The organism is Desulfallas sp. Bu1-1, from assembly GCF_015594625.1.
Taxonomy (GTDB): domain Bacteria; phylum Bacillota; class Desulfotomaculia; order Desulfotomaculales; family Desulfallaceae; genus JADNRQ01.
This window is the reverse complement of the sequence record NZ_JADNRQ010000010.1, coordinates 55,494-78,240: the sequence shown is the minus strand read 5'-3', so window position 1 is coordinate 78,240 and position 22,747 is coordinate 55,494. Positions and strand designations below refer to the sequence as shown.

The following is a 22,747-nucleotide window of genomic DNA, read 5'->3' as shown; positions in this document are numbered from 1 at the left end:
TTTCAATTAGTCTAAACTGGACCGGTAACCTTGATCACGAGCCCACTGTGTACCGGTGGATATCGTATGGGGTAACAACAAATCCCGCAGGGAATTGCGCAAAAAATATTGCATGTCAAGGTATATATCCCAGGTCTTTTCCACCCATTCGTACCGTACCTCGTCGTCGCGGCTGAAAAGCACCTTGCCGCCGGTAACCGAATGGCACAAGGTTACGGGAGCATAATTTAATACCTTGATATCCACCGGGTAATGTACTTCCCGCTCCAGTTCCGCGCCTAGAGAAAGTTCGTATTTAAGAGCCTTTTCCCGGGGGATGGTTTCCTTTTGCAAATACACTCCTATGTCAATATCCCGGAAGGTGGCTTCTTCCAAAAAAGAACCAAAGGCATAGGCGAAGATAACTTCTTTTCTTTTAGCCAGCAGGCGGGTGGCCAGCCGGCAAATCGATTGGCGTTCTTTTTCCGGCAGGGTAAATCGCCTGTGCATAAAACCATTCCTTTCGAATAGTTACAGATCGCATTTTAACCCGGCTGCAATTTCAGCCAGGTATAGTTCCAGGTCGCCCAAGTTATTGCAAATGATGTTGTAAACCTTGCGATCATCCATGTCACCATAACGGTGGATTAACAGGTTGCGGAACTTGGCCATTTGGATCAAGCGTTCAGCCAGTGGAGGGCTTAAAAAATGCTCCTCGGATAAAAAATTTCCTGAAAATTATTTACCGTGTGCGGGTCACGTTCATAAAGCAGGCGTCCCGTGCTGATAACTTTAAATTGAAGCAACACTGGGCCGTCATTGAGAATCAACACGTTGATATCATCATTGCGGCATATCCCGGCAATATCGCTTTCAATTTCCATTTGTTTGATAAGAGTTCGTTTAACCCCTTGAGTTAGTAAAATGCCGAGATCCACATCACTCAGGGGGGTTTGCGCGCCCGTGCCGTAGGAGCCGTAAAGGTAGGCAGCTGTAATATCGTTATTATTGGCAAAATATTTAAGCAGGGCTGGAATAAATGGCTCAATGTTGATTAATCCGGGCGTGTGGGCTGTTCTGGCCATGCTCATTTCCCCATTAAAATGTAATTTTTACCCAGCGTAACACGTCAGCCGGCCGGCGTCAAGTGATAATGTGTGTTTACTGTCACGCAAAACGCGTGGATATCCTGGTAGCTTTACCAGGCAAGACATAGATCAAACTATGGTATTGTTAAATTGCCGAATTCGTCATTATTTTTTGTTGCCAAACACGGCTTTGTATGGCGTCTTCCCGGGCCGACTGGCAAATTGGCTTAATGTTAAGATGTCTTTCCTAATAAATTCTAACAGTTTAAGGACGGATTCTGAATCGTTTGAATCACCAGCAATATCCGTCGAACAATGCCGGATTAATACGACACCTTATTGTGCTCAACAGGAAACCTTTTTCAATTTTTGAACGTCATAATGTTAAATAATCCTTATTATAGTAATTAAAGTCAAATATAGTGCTAAGGGCAAACTCATCGAAAGGTGGAGACACAAAGCTAATGGGTTTAAAGTACTAATGTATCATGACAGCCTAGCTGCTACTATAATAAAAAACCTGCCCATGTTTTAAAAGGCAGGTTTATTATTTCTTTAGGAAATGAACGCGAAATGTTTTAGGGCATAACCCGAGTTTGGCGACAAAATTTTCCAATGCTAAGCATATCAAGGGTTTGAGGTGATCATCAAAAACAGTTTCGTCACTACAACCAGTTTTCCATCTTTTTTAGTACACGTTTTATCCGGTAGGCATCAATAGTGCTTTCACAACCCAAAACTTGGAGGTATCTCTTCTGTTCCTTAGAGAGTTCGGTAATACTCAATTTACTCTGCTGTTGCTTTTTGAACTCCAAACGATTAATCTGGCATTTTTGCAGTTGGGTTAATACCGCGGGAGGTGATTCCGAGAGTCCTTTTTCCCGCAGGCGTCGTTCTATATCGTTGTAGACACCTCGTAGCCTCCCGAATCTTAGGGACTATGATAAGTGTACCATGTAAGCCATATTTTATGATTTGGGTTGTATTTATATCTTTATATCATCCAATTTACCTTTATAAGTGAAAGGGTCAACTGAAAAGAAATTTTCTAAGTTTGGGAACGGCTCAGTAAAATTTCTTCGTTCCCTTCAGTGAGCTTTTCAGATTTTTAGGAGTGAAAAAAACAATTTGTCCTGGACGAACCCACCGTCAGATAGAGCCTCATCCAGGATGGGCAATCACCTCGTACCCGAAGGCAGGGAAGAATGCTTTATTTTATTTCCTCCTGGCTTTGGCTGCAAGGGGTAAATTCTCAAAACAGTCGACCAAAAGAAGTCTTACAAATTTAAAATGAAAAGGAGATGTTTTTATGGGTTTTACACAAGTACGTGAGATGAATCAAAGTCAAGTTGAAGCAGCAATAGCGGAGTTGGAAGACATAAAACAAATGTACGATAAATACGAAAAAGTATCAACGTGGGTAGTATTTGGTTGGTCTTTCCTGGCTGGTCTAGTATGTCCATACGGAGCTGCCGCACTCACATTGTTATGGCAGGCCCATATGCAAGCTTTAGACGAACAAGACAGTAGAATTCAGGTTACTCTTGATAAACTCCAGGACATAAAAAATAGATTGCAATACGACCCTGCGGTAAGTAAAGTCAGATTATCTATTTATTTTAAAACATATACTAATCCAAATACTAATGAACAATTTGACTTACCTTATTCAGTTACCGTTCTGGGTTATTACTAAAACAAATTTAATCATTCGGGGACACTTAATCAATATTAAGTGTCCTTTTTTTGGATAGAATTCGATTTTTTTTTCCAATACACAAAAGCATTTATAAAAACCAACATTATAAAGACATTCCAAACATTTTTTACTAAACCTTGTAGCCAAATATAACCTAATTTATGTTCTAAAATCGATAACAATAAGCCAATGAGGTACACGCATAACATAGATACTTTTACAATAAAATGAGTTCTTACAATATCTGGCAACTTCAAAACAAACACCTCCAAAGCTACTAATATATAATCTTTTTATTGCTAGTTCTCCCTGAAAAAGGGGAATTTCAGAGAATAGCATTAACTTCAAACTTCATCAAATGCAGATAGTATTACTCTTAACTTTAAATTGAAGCAACACTGGGCCGTCATTGAGAATCAACACGTTGATATCATTATTGCGGCATATCCCGGCAATATCGCTTTCAATTTCCATTTGTTTGATAAGAGTTCGTTTAACCCCTTGAGTTAGTAAAATGCCGAGATCCACATCACTCAGGGGGGTTTGCGCGTCCGTGCCGTAGGAACCGTAAAGGTAGGCAGCTGTAATATCGTTATTATTGGCAAAATATTTAAGCAGGGCTGGAATAAATGGCTCAATGTTGATTAATCCGGGCGTGTGGGCTGTTCTGGCCATGCTCATTTCCCCCGGTAAATGTAATTTTTACCCAGCGTAACACGTCAGCCGGCCGGCGTCAAGTGATAATGTAAACGGTCAAGAGGTTAAGGTTTGTTTAAATTTTATGAATTACGTTCCAGAGAAAGGTATCGGAACCGGCCAGGTCGAAATTTATACCTGATTTCGATGTAAGTAGGAGAAAGGAGTTGCCTGAATTGGGCCGGAACATTACGCAAAAAATTATCGCTGCTCACCTTGTGGAAGGTGAAATGGTCCCGGGGAAAGAGATTGCCCTCAGGATCGACCAGACCCTCACCCAGGATGCCACAGGCACCATGGCTTACCTGGAGTTCGAGGCGATCGGCATCCCCTCGGTGAGAACCGAGCTTTCGGTCAGCTACATCGACCATAATACACTGCAGGTCGGGTTTGAAAACGCCGACGATCATAGATTCCTGCAGAGCGCCGCCGCCAAATTCGGGGTTTATTTCTCCCGCATGGGTAACGGGATTTGCCACCAGGTGCACCTGGAACGCTTTGGCGTGCCGGGGAAAACTTTGCTGGGTTCGGACAGCCACACCCCCACCTGTGGCGGCCTGGGCATGCTGGCCATCGGTGCCGGGGGGTTGGACGTGGCCGCCGCCATGGCGGGATACCCGTTTTATGTCAAAATGCCCGAGGTGGTCAACGTCAGGCTGCACGGCAAACCGGCGCCCTGGGTGGCCGCCAAGGACATCATCCTCGAGGTGCTGCGGCGCCTGAGCGTCAAGGGCGGGCTGGGCAAGGTAATGGAGTATACCGGTGATGGCATCTCCTACCTGAGCGTGCCGGAGCGGGCCACCATCACCAACATGGGCGCCGAGCTGGGGGCCACCTCTTCGATTTTCCCCAGCGACGAAATCACCAGAAAGTTTCTGGCGGCCCAGGACCGGGAGGGCGATTTCGTGGAACTGCTGCCCGACCCCGATGCGGAATACGATCAGGTGGTGGATATAGATTTAAGCGAGCTTGAGCCGCTGATTGCCCTGCCGCACATGCCGGACAACGTGGTTAAAGTTGCCGGGGTGGCGGGTCAAAAGGTGGATCAAGTATTCATCGGCAGTTGTACCAATTCCTCGTACACCGATTTGATGCGGGTGGCCGCCATCCTCAAGGGGAAGATGGTGCACCCGGAAGTCAGCCTGGTGATCGCCCCGGGGTCGCGCCAGGTGCTGAAGAGTCTGGCCGCCAACGGCGCGCTGGCCGACCTGGTGGACGCGGGTGCCCGCATCCTGGAGTGCGCCTGCGGTCCTTGCGTTGGGGTGGGCCAGTCTCCCCCATCGGGCGGCGTGTCCCTGCGCACCTCCAACCGCAACTTTGAAGGGCGCAGCGGTACTGCCGACGCCAAAATCTACCTGGTCAGTTGCGAAACCGCGGCTGCTTCCGCCATCACCGGGAAAATTACCGATCCCCGTGACCTGGGCGAGCCCATTGAGGTGACCATGCCGGAAAAATTCCCGGTGGACGACCGGATGATTATTCCACCGCCGGAACACGGGGAGAATATTGAGCTGGTCAGGGGGCCCAACATCAAACCCCTTCCCGTGGCTTCGCCGCTGCCGGAAGAAATTTCCGGCGAAGTGCTGCTGAAAGTGGGCGACAACATCACCACCGACCACATTATGCCGGCGGGCGCCAAGATTTTAGCCTTGCGGTCCAATATACCGGCCATATCCATGCACGCCTTTGAGCGGGTGGATGCCACGTTCGCCGGGCGAGCGCTGGCCGCCGGGGGAGGCATCGTTGTCGGCGGGTTGAATTACGGTCAGGGGTCCAGCCGGGAACACGCCGCGTTGGCGCCGCTATACCTGGGTGTCAAGGCGGTAATCGCCAAGTCCTTTGCCCGGATTCACATGCAAAACCTGGTCAATTTCGGCCTGCTGCCGTTGATGTTTGAGCATGAAGATGATTTTGAGGATATCCAGCCCGGCGACAGGCTGGTGATCGAAGGGTTGCGGGATAACCTGGCCGCCAACACAATCAAAGTGCTCAATGCAACCAGGGGCAATACCTATTCCGTTAAGCACAGCTTGTCGGAACGGCAAATTCAAATCTTGCTGGCCGGCGGTTTACTTAAATATGTCCAGGCCAGGGTTCAGGGTGAATCCCGGGTCAACAAATAAATTAATTGCATGATCATCAAGCGGCGCCGCTGTCAACCGGGCGCCGCTTTCCCATCTCCACCTGACCGGTTGGGGCCCGCCCCGCAATTATTGTTGGGCATAAACCCGTGCCGCTGGACGATTAATTTTTTTCAGGATGGAGAGAAGGAATTGTAGTACCGGATCAAGAAAGTTTTTGTAAAAATTTAACGGTGGCAACCACTAAATAAGCATAAAATAAAACAAAAACAAAAGTGTTGACAAATTTTCGGGAGTGATCGGGGTTGGAACTGGGTACTATATTTTGGACGGCACTGCTGGTGGGTTTTTCCGGCGCCATGATGCCGGGCCCGCTGTTGACCATGACCATTGGTGAAACCGCCAGGCGGGGCTTCGCGGCCGGTCTGCTGCTGGTGCTGGGCCATGCCATACTGGAAATAACGCTGGTGGGGTTGCTTGTGCTGGGGGCGGCCGAATTTCTGGCCTCCGGCCGGGTTCATACGGCCATTGCCGTGGTGGGGGGCGCTTTTCTTGTTTTCATGGGCTGGTCCATGTACCGGGATGCCGTGAAAGGACGGGTTTCCTTGCAGTTGGAGAACAATAACAATAAAGAAGAAAGCGGCAACGAAAAAGTTCCGGCGGGCTTGCACCCCGTCCCGGCGGGAATTCTAATCAGCCTGTCCAATCCCTACTGGAGCTTGTGGTGGGCCACGGTGGGCCTGACCTATATCACCACTTCCATGGCCCGGGGTGTATCCGGTCTGGTGGCATTTTTAAGCGGGCACCTGCTGGCCGACTTGTTGTGGTACGGGGCGGTGTCGGGCGCGGTGGCCGGCGGGCGCCGCTTTATGAGCCAGGCTGTCTACCGCGGTTTAATCGTGGCCTGTGGTATATTTCTGGTGGGTTTGGGGGCATATTTCGTATACAGCGGGCTGGTGTAAGTTATTAGATTTAAAAATGATTTAACTGCAAAAACACTACAGTGACAGGCGATCCGGTGGATTTCTGGAGTGAGTGGAGCACTGGATAAAAATTCGTTTAAATTTGCTGCATTAACAAATATTTATGGCAAAATTATGGTGGAAGTTATTTTCAAGCGGCAATTTAACCGGCAGGCGAAATATGTATATCCAGGTGGAATTTTGGCCGGAATTTAAGGAAAGGAGTTGAATACCCGGTTACGGCGCTTGCCGTTGAGGGGAACGAAATGTCGGTAGTTTTTGGCGGAATCTGCCCGCACCCGCCCATCATGGTTCCCGAGGTGGGGCGGGGCAGGGACGAGGAAGTGGCCGAAACCAAGCGAGCCATGCTTGAACTGGGGCGGCGGGTCGCGGCAAGCGGCGCCCAAACCCTGGTGATGATTACCCCGCACGGCACGGTTTTTGCGGATGGTATCGGCATCAGCACTTTTCCGAAGTTAAAAGGAGACCTGGGCCAGTTTGGCGCGCCGGGTGTGCGGTTTGAACTGCCCAGTGATCTGGACCTGGCCCGGGAGATCAAGGCGGTGGCAAGGGCAAAGGGCATCATGGTGGTGGGCATCGACAACGAGATGGCCGCCAGGCATGAGCTCTCAGCGGGCCTGGACCACGGCGTTACCGCCCCCCTTTACTTCATCAGGGAAGCGGGCGTTAACCTGCCGCTGGTGCATGTATCCATGGGGATGTTGCCTTATTCCAAGCTGTATGCCTTCGGGGTGGCGGTGCGCGAAGCCGCCGCCAGGCGGGGCAAAAAAGTTGCCGTGCTGGCCAGCGGCGATCTTTCCCACCGGCTGTCCCCCGGCGCTCCGGCGGGTTACGATCCGTCCGGCGGGGATTTTGACCGCAGGCTGGTGGAACTGGTCGGCGTGGTGGACGTGGAAGGCATTTTGAAGCTGGACCCCGAGCTGGTGGAGAGGGCCGGGGAGTGCGGCCTGCGGCCCATTATCATGATGCTGGGCGCCCTGGACGGCATGGCGGTGCGGAGCGAGGTGCTATCCTACCAGGGGCCCTTCGGCGTCGGCTACCTGGTGGCCGCCTTGGAGCCGGGGGCGCCGGACGACAGCCGCAGCCTGGAAAGGAAGTTGCTGGATGAGGCATCCGAAAGAACCAGGCAAAAAAGAGCCGGGGAAAGCTACCCCGTGCAAGTTGCGCGCAAGGCACTGGAACGGTATTACAGCGGGAAGAATTACAAGCTATTCGATCTTGAGGGGGCGCCCCCCGAATTTGCCGGGCGCCGGGCGGGCGTGTTCGTTTCGCTGAAAAAGCACGGGCAGTTGAGGGGATGTATCGGGACCGTCGCTCCCGTGTACGATAGCATTGTTGAGGAAATCGCCGAAAACGCCGTCAGCGCCGCCACCCGGGACCCCCGATTTTACGCCGTGGAACCGGAAGAATTACCCGAACTGGACATCTCCGTGGATATTCTTACCGATCCGGAACCGGTGCGAGGCATGGACGAACTGGACCCCAAAAAATACGGGGTGATTGTTTCCGCCGGCGGCAGGCGGGGGCTTTTGCTGCCCGACTTGGAGGGCATCAATACCGTGGAGGAGCAGGTGGCCATCGCCAGGCAAAAGGCGGGCATCGCGCCCGGTGAACCGGTAAAACTGGAGCGGTTCGAAGTAATCAGGTACAAATAATGGTGGTTGGTGGATAAATGGAATCATTTAAAGTAGGGGGCGATCCCGAATGAGGCGCGAGGTCATGTTTTATACCAGGGGCGCCGGAGGCGCGGCCAATTGCAAAGTGTGCCCCCGGCTGTGCAATATACCTCCGGGCAAGCGGGGATTTTGCCGGGTGCGGGAAAACCGGGAGGGGACCCTTTACGCCACCAATTACGGCGAGTGTTCCTCCTATGCCCTCGATCCCATTGAGAAGAAACCCCTGTACCACTTTTACCCGGGCAGCTTCATTTTTTCCCTGGGCACCGTGGGGTGTAACCTGCGCTGCGGTTTTTGCCAGAACTGGCAGATCGCCCATGAGGACCCGCCCACCACTTATCTCAGCCCCCGGCGGGCGGTGGAGTTGACCCTGCAGCAAAAAGAGCGCGGCTACCCCTGCGTCGGCCTGGCTTATACCTATTCCGAACCATTCATGTGGTACGAGTATGTTTACGACACGGCGAAACTGGCCCGGGAAGCCGGCCTGAAAAACGTGCTGGTGACCAACGGGTATGTCAACGAGGAACCGCTCCGGGATCTGCTTCCCTATATTGACGCCATGAATGTTGACGTCAAAGCGTTTACCGACAAGTTTTACCGGACCACGTGCGCGGGGCGGCTTGATCCAGTGTTGCGCACGGTGGAAACGTCACATGGACATTGCCATATTGAAATTACCACCCTGCTGGTGACCGGCCTCAATGACAGCCCCGAAGAAATTGAAAGCCTGGTGGACTGGTTGGCCGGCCTGGACCCGGAGATACCTTTACATTTTTCCAGGTATTTTCCCAATTATAAAATGGATTTGCCCCCGACCCCGTTGGAAACGCTGCAGCGGGCCCGGGAGATAGCCCGGCGTAAATTACGTTATGTTTATATTGGTAACGCCCCGCAGTTAGGAGCCTCCAGCACCCTCTGTCCGGGTTGCAGGGAGGTGCTGGTGAACCGGGAGGGCTACCAGGTTCGGGTAGGTAAGCTGGCGGAGGGTGCCTGCGCCGGGTGCGGGGAAAAAATTTCCGTGGTGATGTAGGTAATATCAATGTGTTGAAGGGCGATCCGGTGGCTTTTGGTTTTGTTTATCACAGGGGGGATATGAAATGAACAGCCTGCAGGAGCGGGTGGCGGAACTGGCCGATATTCTGCTGGCCAGTAAAAAAACGGTGGTGCTCACCGGCGCCGGCATTTCAACGGAAAGCGGAATCCCCGATTTCCGTAGCCCGGGCGGACTGTGGTCCAAAATCGACCCGATGTACGCTTTTTCAGCGGAAACCTTTATTCACCGGCCGGAGGTGTTTTACAAGGCCGGGTTGCCCCACTTGACTTCAATAACTACGGCCCGGCCGAACCGGGCCCATGAAGTGCTGGCCGGCCTGGAGAAGGCGGGGTTGATTTCATGTGTGATCACCCAGAACGTGGACGGCCTTCACCAGCGTGCCGGTTCAACCAGGGTGCTGGAAGTGCACGGGCACCTGCGCTCGGCGACGTGCATGAGTTGCGGCTCGAAAATTACCTGGGATCACTTGCTCGATAAGGTATTTGCGGGCCAGGTGCCGCCGCGGTGCGGCGACTGCCGGGGGATTTACAAGCCCGACTGCGTGTTTTTCGGTGACAGCATGACGGCGGATTTTACGGAGGCCACCAGGGAAGCGACAACCAGCGAGCTGTTGCTGGTGGTTGGTTCCAGCCTGGAGGTATCCCCGGTCAACTACCTGCCCATGCTGGCCGGTAAGCTGGCCATTGTCAACCTCGGGCCGACCATGGCCGACCGCAGGGCTTTGCTGGTTATTAACAACCGGGCCGGGCAAACCATGGATTTATTGTGGAACGAGTTGCATAGCCGCGGTAAGGTTTAATTAAAAAAAACAAGACCTGTCAGGAGAGTTGTTACATTGACCAACGCCAGAACCGAAGAAATCAAAAAAAAGTTGCTGGAACTCATACCAGCCGGCGGCAGTATCAGTTTGCAGGAATTATGGAGCCGGGTGGGCGGTGGGGTTGATCTATTTTCCGGAGCGTTGCAATCCCTGGCTTATCATGGTGATTTAATGGTTTCGGGCTCCAACGGCGGCGACCCGGAACAAATCTTGCTTAGCCGGGCGGAAAACGTCGCCGGGGACCCGGCCGGAGCTCCTTCCGGGAAAGACAGGGTGCGGGCCGGCAAGCTGGTGGCCTCCGGCATGCCCGGGTTAAAGGCCATGCTTAGAGCGCAGGCCGCGGACAGAATCAGGGAGATTCTGCGCGACGGCGTACCCCGCACCCGGGAGGAACTGGCTGCCATGACGGAACTACCGCCCCGGATGCCCGGAGCGCTGCCCGACGTGGTGATGCTGCCCGGCGGCGCGTATACGCTAAAGGACACGCCGGCCGGGGAAGCCGAACTGGCCCGGCGCGCGGAGGAAGCGCTCGCCCGGAGCGAGGCGGTGCGACGGCAGCGCCGCCGGGTCGACGAACTCCTGGAGGAACACGAAGCGCTGGCCAGAGAAGAAATCGAGCGGGCCCTGGGAGAAAAATTGCTGCCCGAGTCGGTTTCCCACCTGATGCGGCTGTCCGGCGGCCAGTACACGCACCCGGACAGCAATGCCGCCTGGGAGGAAGTGGGCAGGTACCTGTCCCGGACCGAGCCGGTGGCCCGCAAGGAATTTGCGCGCATGTTCAAACGGCATAAAAAGCTGGTGTCCCAGATTAAAAGGGGGCGGGAGGAACCGCCCTTTGTCATCTTGCCCGACGGGCGCGTGACCGTGGACACCCGGCCCGAGGGGCGGGAGGAATTGCGCCGCCGGGAGATTCTGGCTTACGTTCATTATACCCTGAAAGAGAAAATGGGCGGGCGTTCGTTTTTCACCCTGGAGGATTTTACGCCCCGGGAGCGCGCCCTGGCCAGGCAGGAGGCGCTGGACGCCGGGTGCGTGGAGTTGAAGGTGGGGCGGCGGGAAATGTTCTGCGCTCCCATCAAGGCTCCGGAGGAAAAGATTGCCCGCGAACTTACCGAAATTACCGGGCTGGACTTTCCTTCCCGGGGGGGTTCCACGGTGCCGGTGGCTTACCTGGTGGACAATTCGCTCACCGCCCGGGAGGCGGGGCGCATGCTGGGCGTACATCCCGGCGACGTGGCCAACCTGCAAGAACAGGGCTACCTGCAGGGGTTTTTGCTGGAAGGAACGATGCGTTACTGGCGCCCCTCCGTTCAATCGCTGCGCAATTCCCCAAATATGGATCGTTTCTTGAGGCGCGTGGAAAAAATAAAAGTTACCGACGCCGCGCGCATCCTGGGCCTCACCCCGGACCAAATCAAGCGATTGATCAGGGAGGGGCACCTGCGCAGCGCCGGTCGTTCCGCCCAGGGTGTTCACCAGCTGCGCCGGGGCGATGTGGAGGACCTGCTGGCCCGGTTGCCCGAAATCAAATCGGGGTGGGAGGAATTACCCGGGCAGGGCGCGGAGCGGCCCGCCCGGCGTAAAAAGCGGCGCCCCAGAAATAGAAAGCCCGTGGCCGTGGAAACACCGGGGCCGCTGAAGCTGGACGAGTACCAGGAAAAGGCGATCGCAGCCTTGCGGGAAGGCCATTCCGTGCTGGTGGCGGCACCCACGGGGACGGGCAAAACCCTGATCGCGGAAAAACTGGTGGAGCGGATACTGGAACAGGGCCGGGAGGTAATTTATACCTCGCCGCTCAAGGCGCTGTCCAATCAAAAGTACCGGGACTTTGCCCGCCTGTACGGGTACGACCGGGTGGGACTGATTACGGGCGACGTATCCATCAACGAGCGGGCGCAACTGCTGGTGATGACCACTGAAATTTTCCGCAACTGGTGCTTTGCCAACCCGGAATGGATGGAAGGCATTTCTCACGTTATATTTGACGAGATCCACTACCTTGACGACGTGGAACGGGGTACGGCATGGGAGGAAAGCATCATTTTCGCACCGCCCCATATCCGGATCCTGGGCCTTTCCGCCACGGTACCCAATATTCACGAGCTGGCGGCCTGGATGGAAGAGGTACGCGGCACCGGGGTGGTGGTGGTGGAAGAGTACCGGCGGGCGGTACCACTGGAGATCAACTGGATCAGCCCGGACAACGAGGTGCTGGACGAAGAAGAGGCGCTGGATGAAATTGAGGCGCTGCGCCAGGCTGGCAGCAGGCGCCAGTATATGTACTGACGACGTGTTATTGGGGACATACCTCCGACCCAAAAGCCATGGCTCTAAAGAGGAGGTGTGTCCCCTGACCTCTTTTCCTCATCCAGTGCTCCACTCACTCCGGAAATCCGCCGGATCGCCATACAGTTTAGTGTTTTTAACGGGAGGAAGAATAATTGGTTTTGGCAAACACGACGTCATGTGCCGGCGTAATTGAGGCCATTCAGGACCACCTGCCCGCCCTTTACTTTGTTTTCAGCCGGGGACGGACGGAGCAGCTGGCCGAGGAACTGGGACGGGAATGGGATTTCCTGCTGCCCGAGGAAAAAGACCGGGTCAGTGAATATATCGCCGGGGCCGAAAAGGGCAACCCGGGCCTGTTCGGCGGCAGGCGCAAGCACCTGCGGCGGTTGCTGCTGCAGGGGATCGGTTACCATCACGCCGGCCTGTCCCCGGCCTTGAAGGAACTGGTGGAAAACCTGTACGAGGCCAGGCTGATCTTTGTCCTGTTCTGTACCGAGACTTTCGCCGTGGGGATTAATTTTCCGGCCGCAAGCACGGTGTTCGATACCACCCGCAAATGGGACGGGCGCAACCACCGCGGCCTGTTGAACCGGGAATTCTTTCAAATGGCCGGGCGGGCCGGGCGGCGCGGTTTTGACCGGGTGGGCCATGTTTACATCAATATAGATGAGAAATTTCCCGAACAAACGGGGTTCTTTGATGAAAACGAAGTGGAACCGGTGCGGGGCCGGTTGATTATTTCCCCCAACACCGTGCTCAGCCTGCTGCACTGGAAAACCGGTGAGGAAATAGAGCGTTTTTTATCCCAAAACCTGGCGGTTTACCAGAACAGCAAGGAAACCAGAAACCTGGAACAGGAATTGAAAACGCTGGAGGAGAAGATTTTTGCCCTGCGCGGTTCCTTTTGCGAGGATAAGGACGGGCCGGCCTGCCCGCTGCTGCGGAATAAGCTGAAAAAAGAACTGAACCGCCTGCGCCACCGGAAGAGACGTAAAAATCCCGAAACGCCGGGCCGGATCGCCGAGATCAAGTCCATCCTGGCCCAGCCCGCCAAGGGATGCCTGTACCACGACTGCCGGGACGCCCATGATGAAATCGCGGCCCTGGTGGAACGGAAAAAGGAACTGGTCAGGCGCAACCGGTACCTGAAAAAACACGCCACGGATTATCACCAGGAATTCCGGCGCATGTGCGATCTCCTGGAAAAACTGGGGTTTATAGACGAAAACAAAAAACTCTTGCCGCGAGGATTGTTTGCCCTGCATGTGCACGTGCAGGAAATACTGGTCACGGAACTGGTGTTTTCCGGAATTCTCCGCGACGCCTCTCCCGCGGAAGCAGCGTCCATTTTGGCTGGAATCGACTACCAGCCCGGCCGGGACGAGGTGGTTTTGCCCGGCGAATATCCCATGGACAACGTGGCCCTGTTACGTAGCGAATTACTGAACGCCGGTGTGCCCGAACATCTTTGCGTCTGGTCGCCCCTGCCCGGCCCCCTGGCTGAAGCGTGGTACAAGGGCGCCACCTTTGAAGAACTGCAAAAACGCTGCAACCTGCACGAGGGCGATATATTTTCCATTATCCGCCGGGAAATCGACATATTGAGGCAGATTGAGCGGGCCGCCGGCGAGGATACGGCCCTCAGGCTGGCCATGAACGACATTCGCAGCGTACTGGACCGGGACGAGATGGCGGTGTTGATCTAACATCTCAAGGTGGTATTGATTGGGGCAGGCCATGGTTCTTTTGCTCATTTGGCGCTAACTGCCGGCATTTTCAACAAGTAAAAGCAAGGGGTTTTAAAAGTGACGATTGGTACCTGTTTTTTATTGCGAGTTTGGGGCCATTGCGGGGTAACGGGGAAGGGAATGATGAACCCGGTTAAAATATTGACAGTAGTTGACAAATGCAGCACTAATGGTATATATTAGTATATGGGTATTAAGCTGCAATTGGTTTTTCAACAATTATTAAAATAATCAGTTTTTATTTATGATACTGCCACGCAGTTATTTATGTCGCGATAGATCATCACGCGCATGAACAACATTGTGTGGCATATTTATTTGGTCGGGGGGTGTGAAGCGGGATGCGTGTCGCCATGCTGCACTGGGCCTTCCCGCCCATGATCGGAGGGGTGGAAACTCACCTGGCCATACTTGGGCCAAGCCTGGTGAAACGGGGTTTGGAGGTCCACATATTAACTTGCCCGGCGCAAGGCCGCCCGGGTAGTGAGGACTACAGGGGCGTCAGGGTGTACCGTACTCCGCTGATGGATTTAAATGAACTGTCCGGGGATCGACTGGCGGCCTGCGCCCCGGCCATAAGGGAAAGGTTGACGGCTTTTATCCGGGAAGCCCGGCCTGACATTGTACATGCCCATAACTTTCACTACTTTAGCCCGGTTCATGCGGAAGCGCTGGTGGAGATAAAGGCCCAAACCGGCCTTCCCATGGTGCTTACGGCGCATAATGTCTGGCATGACGAGCTGGGCCGCCGGATGAGCGAACTGGCCGGCCAATGGGACGGAGTAATCGCCGTCAGCCATTACATCAAAAAAGAATTGGCCGGCATGGGTTACAACCCGGACCGGATCAGGGTCATCCACCACGGCATAGACACCGCGCAGTTCAAGCCCGGGCCGGGGCGGGGGAGGTTTGCGGGCCGGAGGGTGATTTTTCACCCGGCCCGGATGTGTTACGACAAGGGTACGCATGTTGCTATTGAGGCGTTGAAAATAATTAAGGCTGATTTCCCCGCCGTGTTGCTGGTTATGGCCGGTACAGGCCATATGGTGGACTGGCTGCATTTAAGAGAAAGCTACATGGAAGAGATTGCCTGTCGTATAAAGGAGTATAACCTGCACTATAATGTACATATCGAGTTTATTCCCTGGGATCAAATGCCTGGTGTTTACCGGGACGCCGAGTTTTGCATTTATCCCTCCTGTTTTGAGGAACCGTTCGGGTTGGCTTTGTTGGAGGCGAACGCCAGCGGCAAGCCCATCGTGGTCAGCCGGGCCGGCGGCATGCCTGAAATAATTACGGACGGAGTCAATGGTTTTATTGTGGAAATGCATGATCACCTGCAACTGGCCAGGCGATGCCTGCAACTGCTGGGCGACCCCGGGCTGGTCGCAAAAATGGGGCGCTTGGGCCGGGCCGTTGTGGAGAACCGTTTCGACCAGGAAACCATGGTGGAAGCCACGCTGGCGTTTTACCGGGAAGTTGGCGGAACCAAATTGTGAAAGGTTGAACCATGAGTACTGTGGTAAAACAGGAAGAATGGGGCATCACCCCGGAGGACATCAAAAACGTAACCGAAGTGCTCAAAGAGGGACGCATGTTTTTAACGTCGCTGCCCTCCGGCGAGATACCCGCGGAAAACCCCGGTGAGCTGGGATTATATTACCAGGACACCCGGTTTTTGAGTTGCCATGAAATATGGCTGGAAAATACCAGGCCGGTGCTGCTTTCAGGGGTTACCCGGGACAGCCATTACGCGCAAATTGAACTGACCAACCACGAAATATCCGCCGGAGAAGAGCGGGTGCTGCCGCTGCAAACCGTGCACCTGCGCATTTCCCGGGTGCTCCGGGATTCGTTCCTGCAGCGCTTCCGGCTGATCAATTTCAACAATTTCCACGCCCGGCTGCGGCTTAAGCTGGTGTTGGGTGCCGATTATTTGGATGTTTTCGAGATCCGGGGGCTCAAAAGACCGCGCCGGGGTGACTTGCTGGCCCCGCAACTTGTTTCCGGCGGGATCTGTTTCTTCTACGACGGGTTGGACGGTAAAAGGCGCCTGACCGAGATTCTGTTTTCCCGGTCTCCGGACCGGGTTGTAATCAACGGGATGCGCGCGGAAGTGACTTTTTCTTTCCTCCTGCCGCCGCGGGAAAAACAATACCTGTTCATGCGGGTATCTCCCCGGGTGCTGGAAGGTGGCGGGGGTGGTAACGTAGATGTTTCCGATCTCAAAGAACTATTTCACCGCTCCGCTCGTGAACTGATCGAGGAATACAGCCACTGGCAGCAGAGATGCACCAGTTTCGTTACCGACAACGAAATATTCAATGAAATGATCAGATGCTACATTACGGATTTACGTGCCCTGACCACGCATTACCCGGGGTTGGGTTCCATTGTCGAGGCGGGCATTCCCTGGTACGGGGCTCCTTTCGGGCGGGACGCCTTGATCACCTCCTGGCAGACTTTGTTGCTCAATTCCGATATTGCCCGCAATACGCTGAGATTCCTGGCCGCGCTGCAGGGCAAGGGAGTGGACGCCTGGCGGGAGGAAAGGCCGGGCAAGATTCTCCATGAAATCCGGTTCGGCGAAATGGCTTCCGCCGGGGAAGTGCCCCATACGCCTTATTTTGGATCGGTGGATTCCACTCTCTGGTTTATTATTCTGCTTTCGGAATACTATTACTGGACCGGCGACTTGGATTTTGCAACGGAATTGGCGCCCGCTCTTAATATGGCGCTAAGATGGTGCAGCCGGTATGGGGATCTGGATGGCGACGGGTTTATAGAATATATCAAGGAATCCGAGCGGGGCCTGGTTAACCAGGGCTGGAAGGATTCCTGGGATGGGGTGGTTGACCGGCGGGGCGTTATTCCCGAGGGTCCCATCGCCCTGGTGGAAGTGCAGGCTTATTATTACCTGGCCCTGCGGCGGGCCGCCGGGCTGCTCCGTGCTTTGGGCAACCGGGACCGGGCCCGGGACCTGGAAGGCCGGGCGGAGGTGTTACAGCAAAAATTTATCCGGCATTTTTGGCTGCCCGGGGAGCAATATCTGGCCTTTGCCCTGGACGGAAAAAAACAACAGGTATGCTGCACTGTTTCCAACCCCGGCCACTGCCTGTTTACCGGGATTTTGCCGGAAGACAAGGCGGCGCTGGTGGTCCGCAGGCTTTTTGCGGAGGATATGTATTCCGGCTGGGGTATCCGCACCATGAGCGCCCAGGAATACCCCTATAACCCCATGAGTTATCACAATGGTTCGGTGTGGCCCCATGACAACGTCATTATTGCCCGGGGGTTGCGCCGTTACGGCCGGTTTGAGGAAATGGGCAGGCTGGCCGACGGCCTGTACCGGGCCGCGGCATTTTTCCCGTATAACCGGTTGCCCGAACTATTCTGCGGGTTTACCCGGCGGGGGGCGGCGGGACCGGTTCGCTTTCCCACGGCCTGCGATCCCCAGGCCTGGGCCGTTGGCAGCATCTTCCTGCTGCTGCAGGCCCTGTTGGGCATCGAATGCCGCGGGCGGAACCTGCGTGTCGGGCGCCCGGTGCTGCCCGGCTGGTTGAACAATGTGGTTCTTTACAACCTGCGCGCGGGCGGCGGTGTGGTGGATTTGGAGTTTGCCCGTAAGGAGGGCAGGACCTACTGCAGCGTTTTGCGGCGTGAAGGCAATGTGAGGGTGATTATGGAACCCTGACCGGAGGTGGATACAATGCGTAAGTTGTTGGAGTTTCAGGTGCGCCAAGCCGGGTTGAAAAATTTGGTTGTGCTATCCAACCGCGCCCCCTATGTTTTACAGGGCGGGGACGGGGAAATAACGGCCACCCGGGCGGTAAGCGGGCTGGTTTCCGCCCTGGAACCGGTTATGACCGCCTGTGGCGGCACTTGGATCGGCTGGGGAGGGCGGATCGCGGAACAATCCCGGGTGGGAAAGCGTTTGCCCGTACCCCTGGAACAGGCCACCTACGCATTACGGGAAGTAATCCTTAGCCGGGAGGAATACGAACAGTATTACCACGGTTTTGCCAACGATTGCCTGTGGCCGTTGTTTCATTGTTTTATCGAAAAGGCTGTTTTTGACCATCATAACTGGCAGAGCTATGTGCGGGTCAACCGGATCTTTACCGAATCCGCGTTAATGGAAGCTGCGGAAGATGCATTGGTGTGGGTGCACGATTACCACTTGACCCTTGTTCCCGGTATGCTCAAAAACAAGGGTTATGGTGGGAAAATCGCCTTTTTCCTGCACATTCCCTTTCCCCCCCGGGAAATATACAGCGCGCTGCCCTGGGGCGGGGATATTTTGCAAGGGCTGCTGGGATGTGACCTGCTTGCCTTTCACCTGCCCGGCTACGTGGAAAATTTCCTCAGGGTGGTGGAAAGGCTGCTCAAGGCGGAAGTGGATTACGCCAGGGGGCTGATCAGGTGGCAAAACAGGAACATTCTGGTCCGCGCCCTGCCCATCGGTATCGATTATACGAAATTTGAGGAACTGGCCCGGGCGGAACAAACCAGGCGAAGGGCCGGACAAATCAGGCGGGAGGTGGGCGCCCGGCGGCTGGTGCTCAGCGTGGAGCGGCTGGACTATACCAAGGGAATTATTGAGAAATTACGTGGTATAGGGGAGTTTTTCAGCCGCTACCCGGAATACCGGAACAAGGTTGCCTTTTTGCAGGTGGCCGTGCCCAGCCGCACCGAAGTGCGGAGTTATGCCGGCCTGCGCAGCAAAGTGGAGGAAATGGTGGGCAACATCAACGGAAAGTTTTCCTCCGGCTGGCAAGTGCCGGTGCGGTACAAGTTCAGCGCCCTGGACCCGGCGGACCTGGTGGCGCATTATTGCGCCGCTGATGTAATGCTGGTCACTCCGTTGCGGGATGGTCTAAACCTGGTGGCCAAGGAATACGTGGCCTGCCGCACCGGCGGCGACGGGGCGCTTGTGCTGAGCCCCTTTGCCGGGGCGGCCGAACAATTGAAGGGCTGTATTTTGGTTAACCCTTATGACCGGTTTGAACTGGCTGAAAAGATAAAAAAAGCCGTGGACATGCCGGAGAAGGAACAAAAAGCCAGAATGATCCTGTTACAGCGATCCGTGCGGCAATATGATCTCCAGTGGTGGTGGCGTGGTGTTTTGGCCGGCCTGGCCCGGGGTGACGCGGGCACGCCGCCCGCCAAAACTTCCGCCGGCACCCGGATTGCAGCGGGTGGTTTCATTGCCAAGCAACAGCCGGATGGTTAAAACCCGCACCAAGCAGCCTTCCCTGGTGGCTCCCCGGGCGCTGGCCGCAATGCTGGGTGGAATGAAGCGAATTTTTCTGTTTTTTGATTACGACGGCACCCTGGTGCCCATAGCTCCCACGCCCGGGGAAGCCCGGCCGGATCCGCAACTGGTCCGGTTGGTGGGCGCTCTGGCGACGACGCCGGAAATACGGGTGGCGCTTGTCAGCGGCCGGGACCTGGCCGGCCTGGCCGGAATGTTTCCAGTGCCCGGTTTGTACCTGGCCGGCGGTCACGGCGCGGAATTGCAGATTCCGGGCGCCGCCGGGGTGCTGTCCCTGGCGCCCGAAGCCACTCCGGCGCCGGCGGAGCTGGCGGCGGCGCTGCGCCCCGTGCTGGCGGGCAGGCCGGGGTTTTGGCTGGAAGAAAAAAAGTATTCCCTGGCCCTGCATTACCGGTTGGCCGATCCGGGCGAAACGCCGGCGGTGTTGAAAGCCTTCCGGGAGGCGGCGCGCGGCCTGGCCCGTACGTACGGTTTAACTTTTCTGTCCGGGAAAAAGGTGCTGGAAATATGTCCCCGGAGCGTGCACAAAGGCAATGCGGTGTTGCGCCTTTGGGACGAGTTTCCGGACGCGTTGCCGGTGTATTTGGGTGACGATATTACCGACGAACATGCCTTTGCCGCCCTGGCGGGCAGGGGGATTACCGTGCTGGTGGCTCAGGAGCCCCGGGCATCCATGGCCCGCTACCGCCTGCGCAATCCCGGGGAAGTGCGGGTGTTTGTCCGGTGCCTCTTATCCGAAATCGCAACAGTGGTGCCGGGCGCCAATCGCAACAAGTCGCACTGATCGCCAAGTAATACACCAAGGTCAGGGAGGAGAATAGCAGTTTGGCCGGATTAAATGATTACGCCCCCATCACCGGGCGTGAGCAGATCGAGAACATTCGCCGGTTGGGTCGATCCCTGCGCGGGGTCGGAATTCAGCACATTAATTCTGCGGCGGTGGGTGGCGGGGTGGCCGAGATCCTGAAAAGATTGGTGCCCCTGATGATGGACGTGGGGCTTGACCCCCGCTGGGACGTGTTGCAGGGCACGGAAGATTTTTTTATGGTGACCAAGACGTTCCACAATGCCTTTCACGGGCTGCCCGTGCAGTTGCATGAAAAAATGTTTGAGACCTACAGGGAAGTATCCCGGCAAAACCATCACCTGGTGGACGACGGGGCCGATTTTGTTGTTCTGCACGACCAGCAGCCCCTGGGCCTGGCTGAAATCAGGGAAGGGCATCCCGGCCGGTGGATCTGGTACTGCCATATCGACCCGGTGGATGTGGACCGGCGGGTTTGGGAGTTTTTACGCGTCTACGCCGCCCGTTGCGACGGGGTGGTTTATCATTTAAACGAATACGTTAAAGACCTGGGCAACCGGGTTTATGTAATGCCCCCGGCCATCGATCCCCTGAGTGAAAAAAACAGGGAGGTGCCCGAGGACGAGCGCCGGAGCGTGCTGGAGCGGTTGGGGGTGCCCGGCGACCTGCCCCTGGTGGTGCAGGTTTCCCGTTTTGACCGGCTGAAGGATCCCCTGGGCGTGATCAGGTCCTTCCGCATGGTCCGGGAAAAAGTACCCTGCCGGTTGGTGCTGGCCGGCGGGGGTGCCGGCGACGACCCCGAGGGTGCCCGGGTGCTGGCCGAGGTGCGGCGGGAAGCAAACAATGACCCCGATATATTTGTTTTGGAGTTGCCCCCGACCGCCGACCTGGAAATTAACGTGCTGCAGCGGTCCGCGGCCGTAATCGTGCAAAAATCGGTGCGGGAGGGGTTTGGTTTAACCGTGACCGAGGGGTTGTGGAAGGGGCGTCCCGTGGTGGCTACTCCGGTGGGCGGTATTCGCACCCAGGTGCTGAGCGGCCAAACCGGCCTGGCTGCGGAGGGCGACCGGGCGGTGGCCGAAGCGGTGATCCGGTTGCTGCAAAACCCGGATTGGGCTGCCGGGCTGGGCCGGGCCGGCCGGGAGCACGTGCGGCGCAATTTTATTCTGCCGGTTTACCTCAAGCGTTGGCTGGAGTTGCTGCTGGCGGAGAGGAGCAAATAAACTTGCCGCGGATTACAGATATTGGTTCACTGGTGCAGGGTTTGAAGGGTTATCCCCGCACTATTTTTAACCGCTTGTTTGATATCCGGGAATATACAGGTGAACTGGTGCTGCCCGAAGGAATCCGCAACTGGGCCGGGGAAAAATTCGGCGACCCGGCGGCGGTGGAAAAGCAGCGCCTGGTGAAAATAACCAACCGGGTTACCCTGGAAGGCACGTTGTTCAACAACCTGCGCGGCATGCGTCCCTTGTCCCGCGCCGGGGGAAAACGCCTGGGCGAGATTATTGAGGAGCAAAGGGAGAACTGTGCCTTTTGCCGCCCCCGGGAAAAAACCACCGCCGACATATTTGGCCGGCTGGCCGGCAACGGCGCGATAACCGCCGCCAACGTCGCCAAGTACGACCGCTGGCATGGCCTGATTATTCCGGATGAGCACAATCCATTGACGTTTGACTCCGGCCGGGTGGCGGAATATTTCGCCCTGGCGGGCCGGTGGTTTCAAAGGGTGCTGGAACAGGCCGGTGCCGGTGGAGAAAAGGAGCCCCTGTATCCTTTTCTAATGTGGAACTGTCTGTGGCCCGCCGGTTCGTCGGTGGTGCACGGGCATTTACAGGTTACCGTCACCGGGGGGATGCACTACCCCAAAATCGAACAACTGCGCCGGGCGGGACAGGCTTACCGCGAATGCTTCGGTACCAACTATTTCGGCGACCTGTGCGTGGCGCACCGGGCCGTGGGGCTGGTTGTTGAAACCGGAGAGGCGTGGTATTTCCCTTCCCTTACGCCCGTTAAAGAGAAGGAAACATGGATTATTATGGCAGGTGAATCCGCACTGGCAAGACTCCACCGGCTGGGCCGGGCAGTGGGCCGGGTTTTGGAATGCCTGCGGCAAACCGGCACCACAAGCTTTAACGTGGCGGTTTACCTGCCTCCGCCGGGACCGGTCCCCGAGGACTGGGAAGGGTTTCCGCTCCTGGCCCGGGTGGTGGACCGGGGCGATGCCCTGGGGCGTACCGCCGATTTCGGGGGCATGGAACTGTACGCCGCTTCGGTAGTTTCCGCCGACCCTTTTACGCTGGCTCAGAGATTAAGGGATTCGGTGACCACGGGCGTATAATTTTATATCATAACCCGGTTCGGCGGATATTCAAAAAATGCAGGAAAAATGCAAACTTTACAGAAAGAATTTGTTAAAGGCTCAAGCGAATGATTGGCTTTAAACAGCGGGGGTGCATACTTACATAAGATGTTGCGGGAGCGGGCCGGCCGTGCAGAAAACAACCGGCCCGCGCGTAAACGGCCCGGTGACTCTACGCCGAATGAAACACAA

Annotated in this window: 19 protein-coding genes and 1 riboswitch; of the genes, 15 read left to right on the top strand and 4 right to left on the bottom strand. The window is 55.6% G+C overall.

Translation table 11 applies throughout. From position 1 onward, the window contains the following. Positions 1-6: 6 nt before the first annotated feature. Genes IT084_RS10815 through IT084_RS10805 form a run of 3 tightly spaced genes read right to left on the bottom strand, consistent with a single transcriptional unit; the run spans position 7 to position 1,064 of the window. A complete protein-coding gene (locus IT084_RS10815; RefSeq protein ID WP_195712877.1) occupies positions 7-489 on the bottom strand; it encodes a nucleotidyltransferase domain-containing protein in 483 nt (160 codons plus the stop codon). A 21-nt stretch (positions 490-510) separates the two neighbouring features. Then, complete coding sequence (locus tag IT084_RS10810; protein ID WP_243276912.1) at positions 511-651, bottom strand: HepT-like ribonuclease domain-containing protein; 141 nt, start codon at positions 649-651, stop codon at positions 511-513. Between the two features lie 29 nt (positions 652-680). Further along, positions 681-1,064 carry a type VII toxin-antitoxin system MntA family adenylyltransferase antitoxin gene (locus tag IT084_RS10805; RefSeq protein ID WP_195712876.1) on the bottom strand — a complete coding sequence of 128 codons (384 nt, stop codon included), beginning with the start codon at positions 1,062-1,064 and terminating at the stop codon, positions 681-683. A gap of 423 nt (positions 1,065-1,487) precedes the next feature. Then, positions 1,488-1,575: riboswitch (cyclic di-GMP riboswitch) on the top strand. Between the two features lie 801 nt (positions 1,576-2,376). Here IT084_RS10805 and IT084_RS10800 point away from each other — a divergent pair. After that, positions 2,377-2,763, top strand: a complete 387-nt coding sequence (locus IT084_RS10800; RefSeq protein WP_195712875.1) for a hypothetical protein — start codon at positions 2,377-2,379, stop codon at positions 2,761-2,763. A gap of 357 nt (positions 2,764-3,120) precedes the next feature. Here the strand turns inward: IT084_RS10800 and IT084_RS10795 are convergent, their stop codons facing one another. Next, positions 3,121-3,441 (bottom strand): nucleotidyltransferase domain-containing protein, encoded by a 321-nt coding sequence (locus IT084_RS10795; protein WP_195712874.1) that lies wholly within the window; start codon positions 3,439-3,441, stop codon positions 3,121-3,123. Positions 3,442-3,638: 197 nt separating this feature from the next. On the opposite strand from IT084_RS10795, the gene IT084_RS10790 reads away from it, so the two are divergent. From IT084_RS10790 to IT084_RS10725, 14 genes are all read left to right on the top strand, one after another. After that, a complete protein-coding gene (locus IT084_RS10790; RefSeq protein ID WP_195712925.1) occupies positions 3,639-5,585 on the top strand; it encodes an aconitate hydratase in 1,947 nt (648 codons plus the stop codon). A gap of 263 nt (positions 5,586-5,848) precedes the next feature. Then, the gene (locus IT084_RS10785) at positions 5,849-6,505 is read left to right on the top strand and encodes a LysE family transporter (protein ID WP_195712873.1); all 657 of its coding nucleotides are present in this window, start codon (positions 5,849-5,851) and stop codon (positions 6,503-6,505) included. Positions 6,506-6,574: 69 nt separating this feature from the next. Then, the gene (locus tag IT084_RS10780) at positions 6,575-6,721 is read left to right on the top strand and encodes a hypothetical protein (protein ID WP_195712872.1); all 147 of its coding nucleotides are present in this window, start codon (positions 6,575-6,577) and stop codon (positions 6,719-6,721) included. Positions 6,722-6,771: 50 nt separating this feature from the next. Continuing rightward, on the top strand, positions 6,772-8,181 hold the full coding sequence (amrA, locus tag IT084_RS10775; protein WP_195712871.1) for an AmmeMemoRadiSam system protein A: 1,410 nt from the start codon (positions 6,772-6,774) through the stop codon (positions 8,179-8,181). 49 nt (positions 8,182-8,230) lie between these two features. After that, positions 8,231-9,232: an AmmeMemoRadiSam system radical SAM enzyme gene (gene amrS, locus IT084_RS10770; protein WP_243276911.1), complete on the top strand. Its 1,002-nt coding sequence runs from the start codon at positions 8,231-8,233 to the stop codon at positions 9,230-9,232. 67 nt (positions 9,233-9,299) lie between these two features. Then, positions 9,300-10,055, top strand: a complete 756-nt coding sequence (locus IT084_RS10765) for a Sir2 family NAD-dependent protein deacetylase (protein WP_195712870.1) — start codon at positions 9,300-9,302, stop codon at positions 10,053-10,055. Between the two features lie 36 nt (positions 10,056-10,091). Further along, entirely contained in the window at positions 10,092-12,362 is a 2,271-nt protein-coding gene (locus IT084_RS18215) for a helix-turn-helix domain-containing protein (RefSeq protein ID WP_243276910.1), read from the top strand. 155 nt (positions 12,363-12,517) lie between these two features. After that, on the top strand, positions 12,518-14,071 hold the full coding sequence (locus IT084_RS10755) for a helicase-related protein (protein ID WP_195712869.1): 1,554 nt from the start codon (positions 12,518-12,520) through the stop codon (positions 14,069-14,071). A 383-nt stretch (positions 14,072-14,454) separates the two neighbouring features. Next, a complete protein-coding gene (locus tag IT084_RS10750) occupies positions 14,455-15,612 on the top strand; it encodes a glycosyltransferase family 4 protein (protein WP_195712868.1) in 1,158 nt (385 codons plus the stop codon). 11 nt (positions 15,613-15,623) lie between these two features. Further along, positions 15,624-17,807: an amylo-alpha-1,6-glucosidase gene (locus IT084_RS10745; RefSeq protein WP_195712867.1), complete on the top strand. Its 2,184-nt coding sequence runs from the start codon at positions 15,624-15,626 to the stop codon at positions 17,805-17,807. 15 nt (positions 17,808-17,822) lie between these two features. Next, a complete protein-coding gene (locus IT084_RS10740; protein ID WP_195712866.1) occupies positions 17,823-19,346 on the top strand; it encodes a trehalose-6-phosphate synthase in 1,524 nt (507 codons plus the stop codon). Continuing rightward, positions 19,321-20,172: a trehalose-phosphatase gene (gene otsB, locus IT084_RS10735; protein WP_195712865.1), complete on the top strand. Its 852-nt coding sequence runs from the start codon at positions 19,321-19,323 to the stop codon at positions 20,170-20,172. The genes IT084_RS10740 and otsB overlap by 26 nt, the downstream gene beginning before the upstream one ends. A gap of 41 nt (positions 20,173-20,213) precedes the next feature. Then, positions 20,214-21,416 (top strand): glycosyltransferase, encoded by a 1,203-nt coding sequence (locus IT084_RS10730; RefSeq protein WP_195712864.1) that lies wholly within the window; start codon positions 20,214-20,216, stop codon positions 21,414-21,416. Between the two features lie 2 nt (positions 21,417-21,418). Further along, positions 21,419-22,534: a hypothetical protein gene (locus tag IT084_RS10725; protein WP_195712863.1), complete on the top strand. Its 1,116-nt coding sequence runs from the start codon at positions 21,419-21,421 to the stop codon at positions 22,532-22,534. The last annotated feature ends 213 nt before the right edge of the window (positions 22,535-22,747 follow it).

What these genes read in the sequence shown, in the direction of transcription:
- IT084_RS10815 (WP_195712877.1), bottom strand. Translation starts at nt 489, where the DNA reads ATGCACAGGCGATTTACCCTGCCGGAAAAAGAACGCCAATCGATTTGC.
- IT084_RS10810 (WP_243276912.1), bottom strand. Translation starts at nt 651, where the DNA reads ATGGCCAAGTTCCGCAACCTGTTAATCCACCGTTATGGTGACATGGAT.
- IT084_RS10805 (WP_195712876.1), bottom strand. Translation starts at nt 1,064, where the DNA reads ATGGCCAGAACAGCCCACACGCCCGGATTAATCAACATTGAGCCATTT.
- IT084_RS10800 (WP_195712875.1), top strand. Translation starts at nt 2,377, where the DNA reads ATGGGTTTTACACAAGTACGTGAGATGAATCAAAGTCAAGTTGAAGCA.
- IT084_RS10795 (WP_195712874.1), bottom strand. Translation starts at nt 3,441, where the DNA reads ATGGCCAGAACAGCCCACACGCCCGGATTAATCAACATTGAGCCATTT.
- amrA (WP_195712871.1), top strand. Translation starts at nt 6,772, where the DNA reads ATGTCGGTAGTTTTTGGCGGAATCTGCCCGCACCCGCCCATCATGGTT.
- amrS (WP_243276911.1), top strand. Translation starts at nt 8,231, where the DNA reads ATGAGGCGCGAGGTCATGTTTTATACCAGGGGCGCCGGAGGCGCGGCC.
- IT084_RS10765 (WP_195712870.1), top strand. Translation starts at nt 9,300, where the DNA reads ATGAACAGCCTGCAGGAGCGGGTGGCGGAACTGGCCGATATTCTGCTG.
- IT084_RS10750 (WP_195712868.1), top strand. Translation starts at nt 14,455, where the DNA reads ATGCGTGTCGCCATGCTGCACTGGGCCTTCCCGCCCATGATCGGAGGG.
- IT084_RS10745 (WP_195712867.1), top strand. Translation starts at nt 15,624, where the DNA reads ATGAGTACTGTGGTAAAACAGGAAGAATGGGGCATCACCCCGGAGGAC.
- IT084_RS10740 (WP_195712866.1), top strand. Translation starts at nt 17,823, where the DNA reads ATGCGTAAGTTGTTGGAGTTTCAGGTGCGCCAAGCCGGGTTGAAAAAT.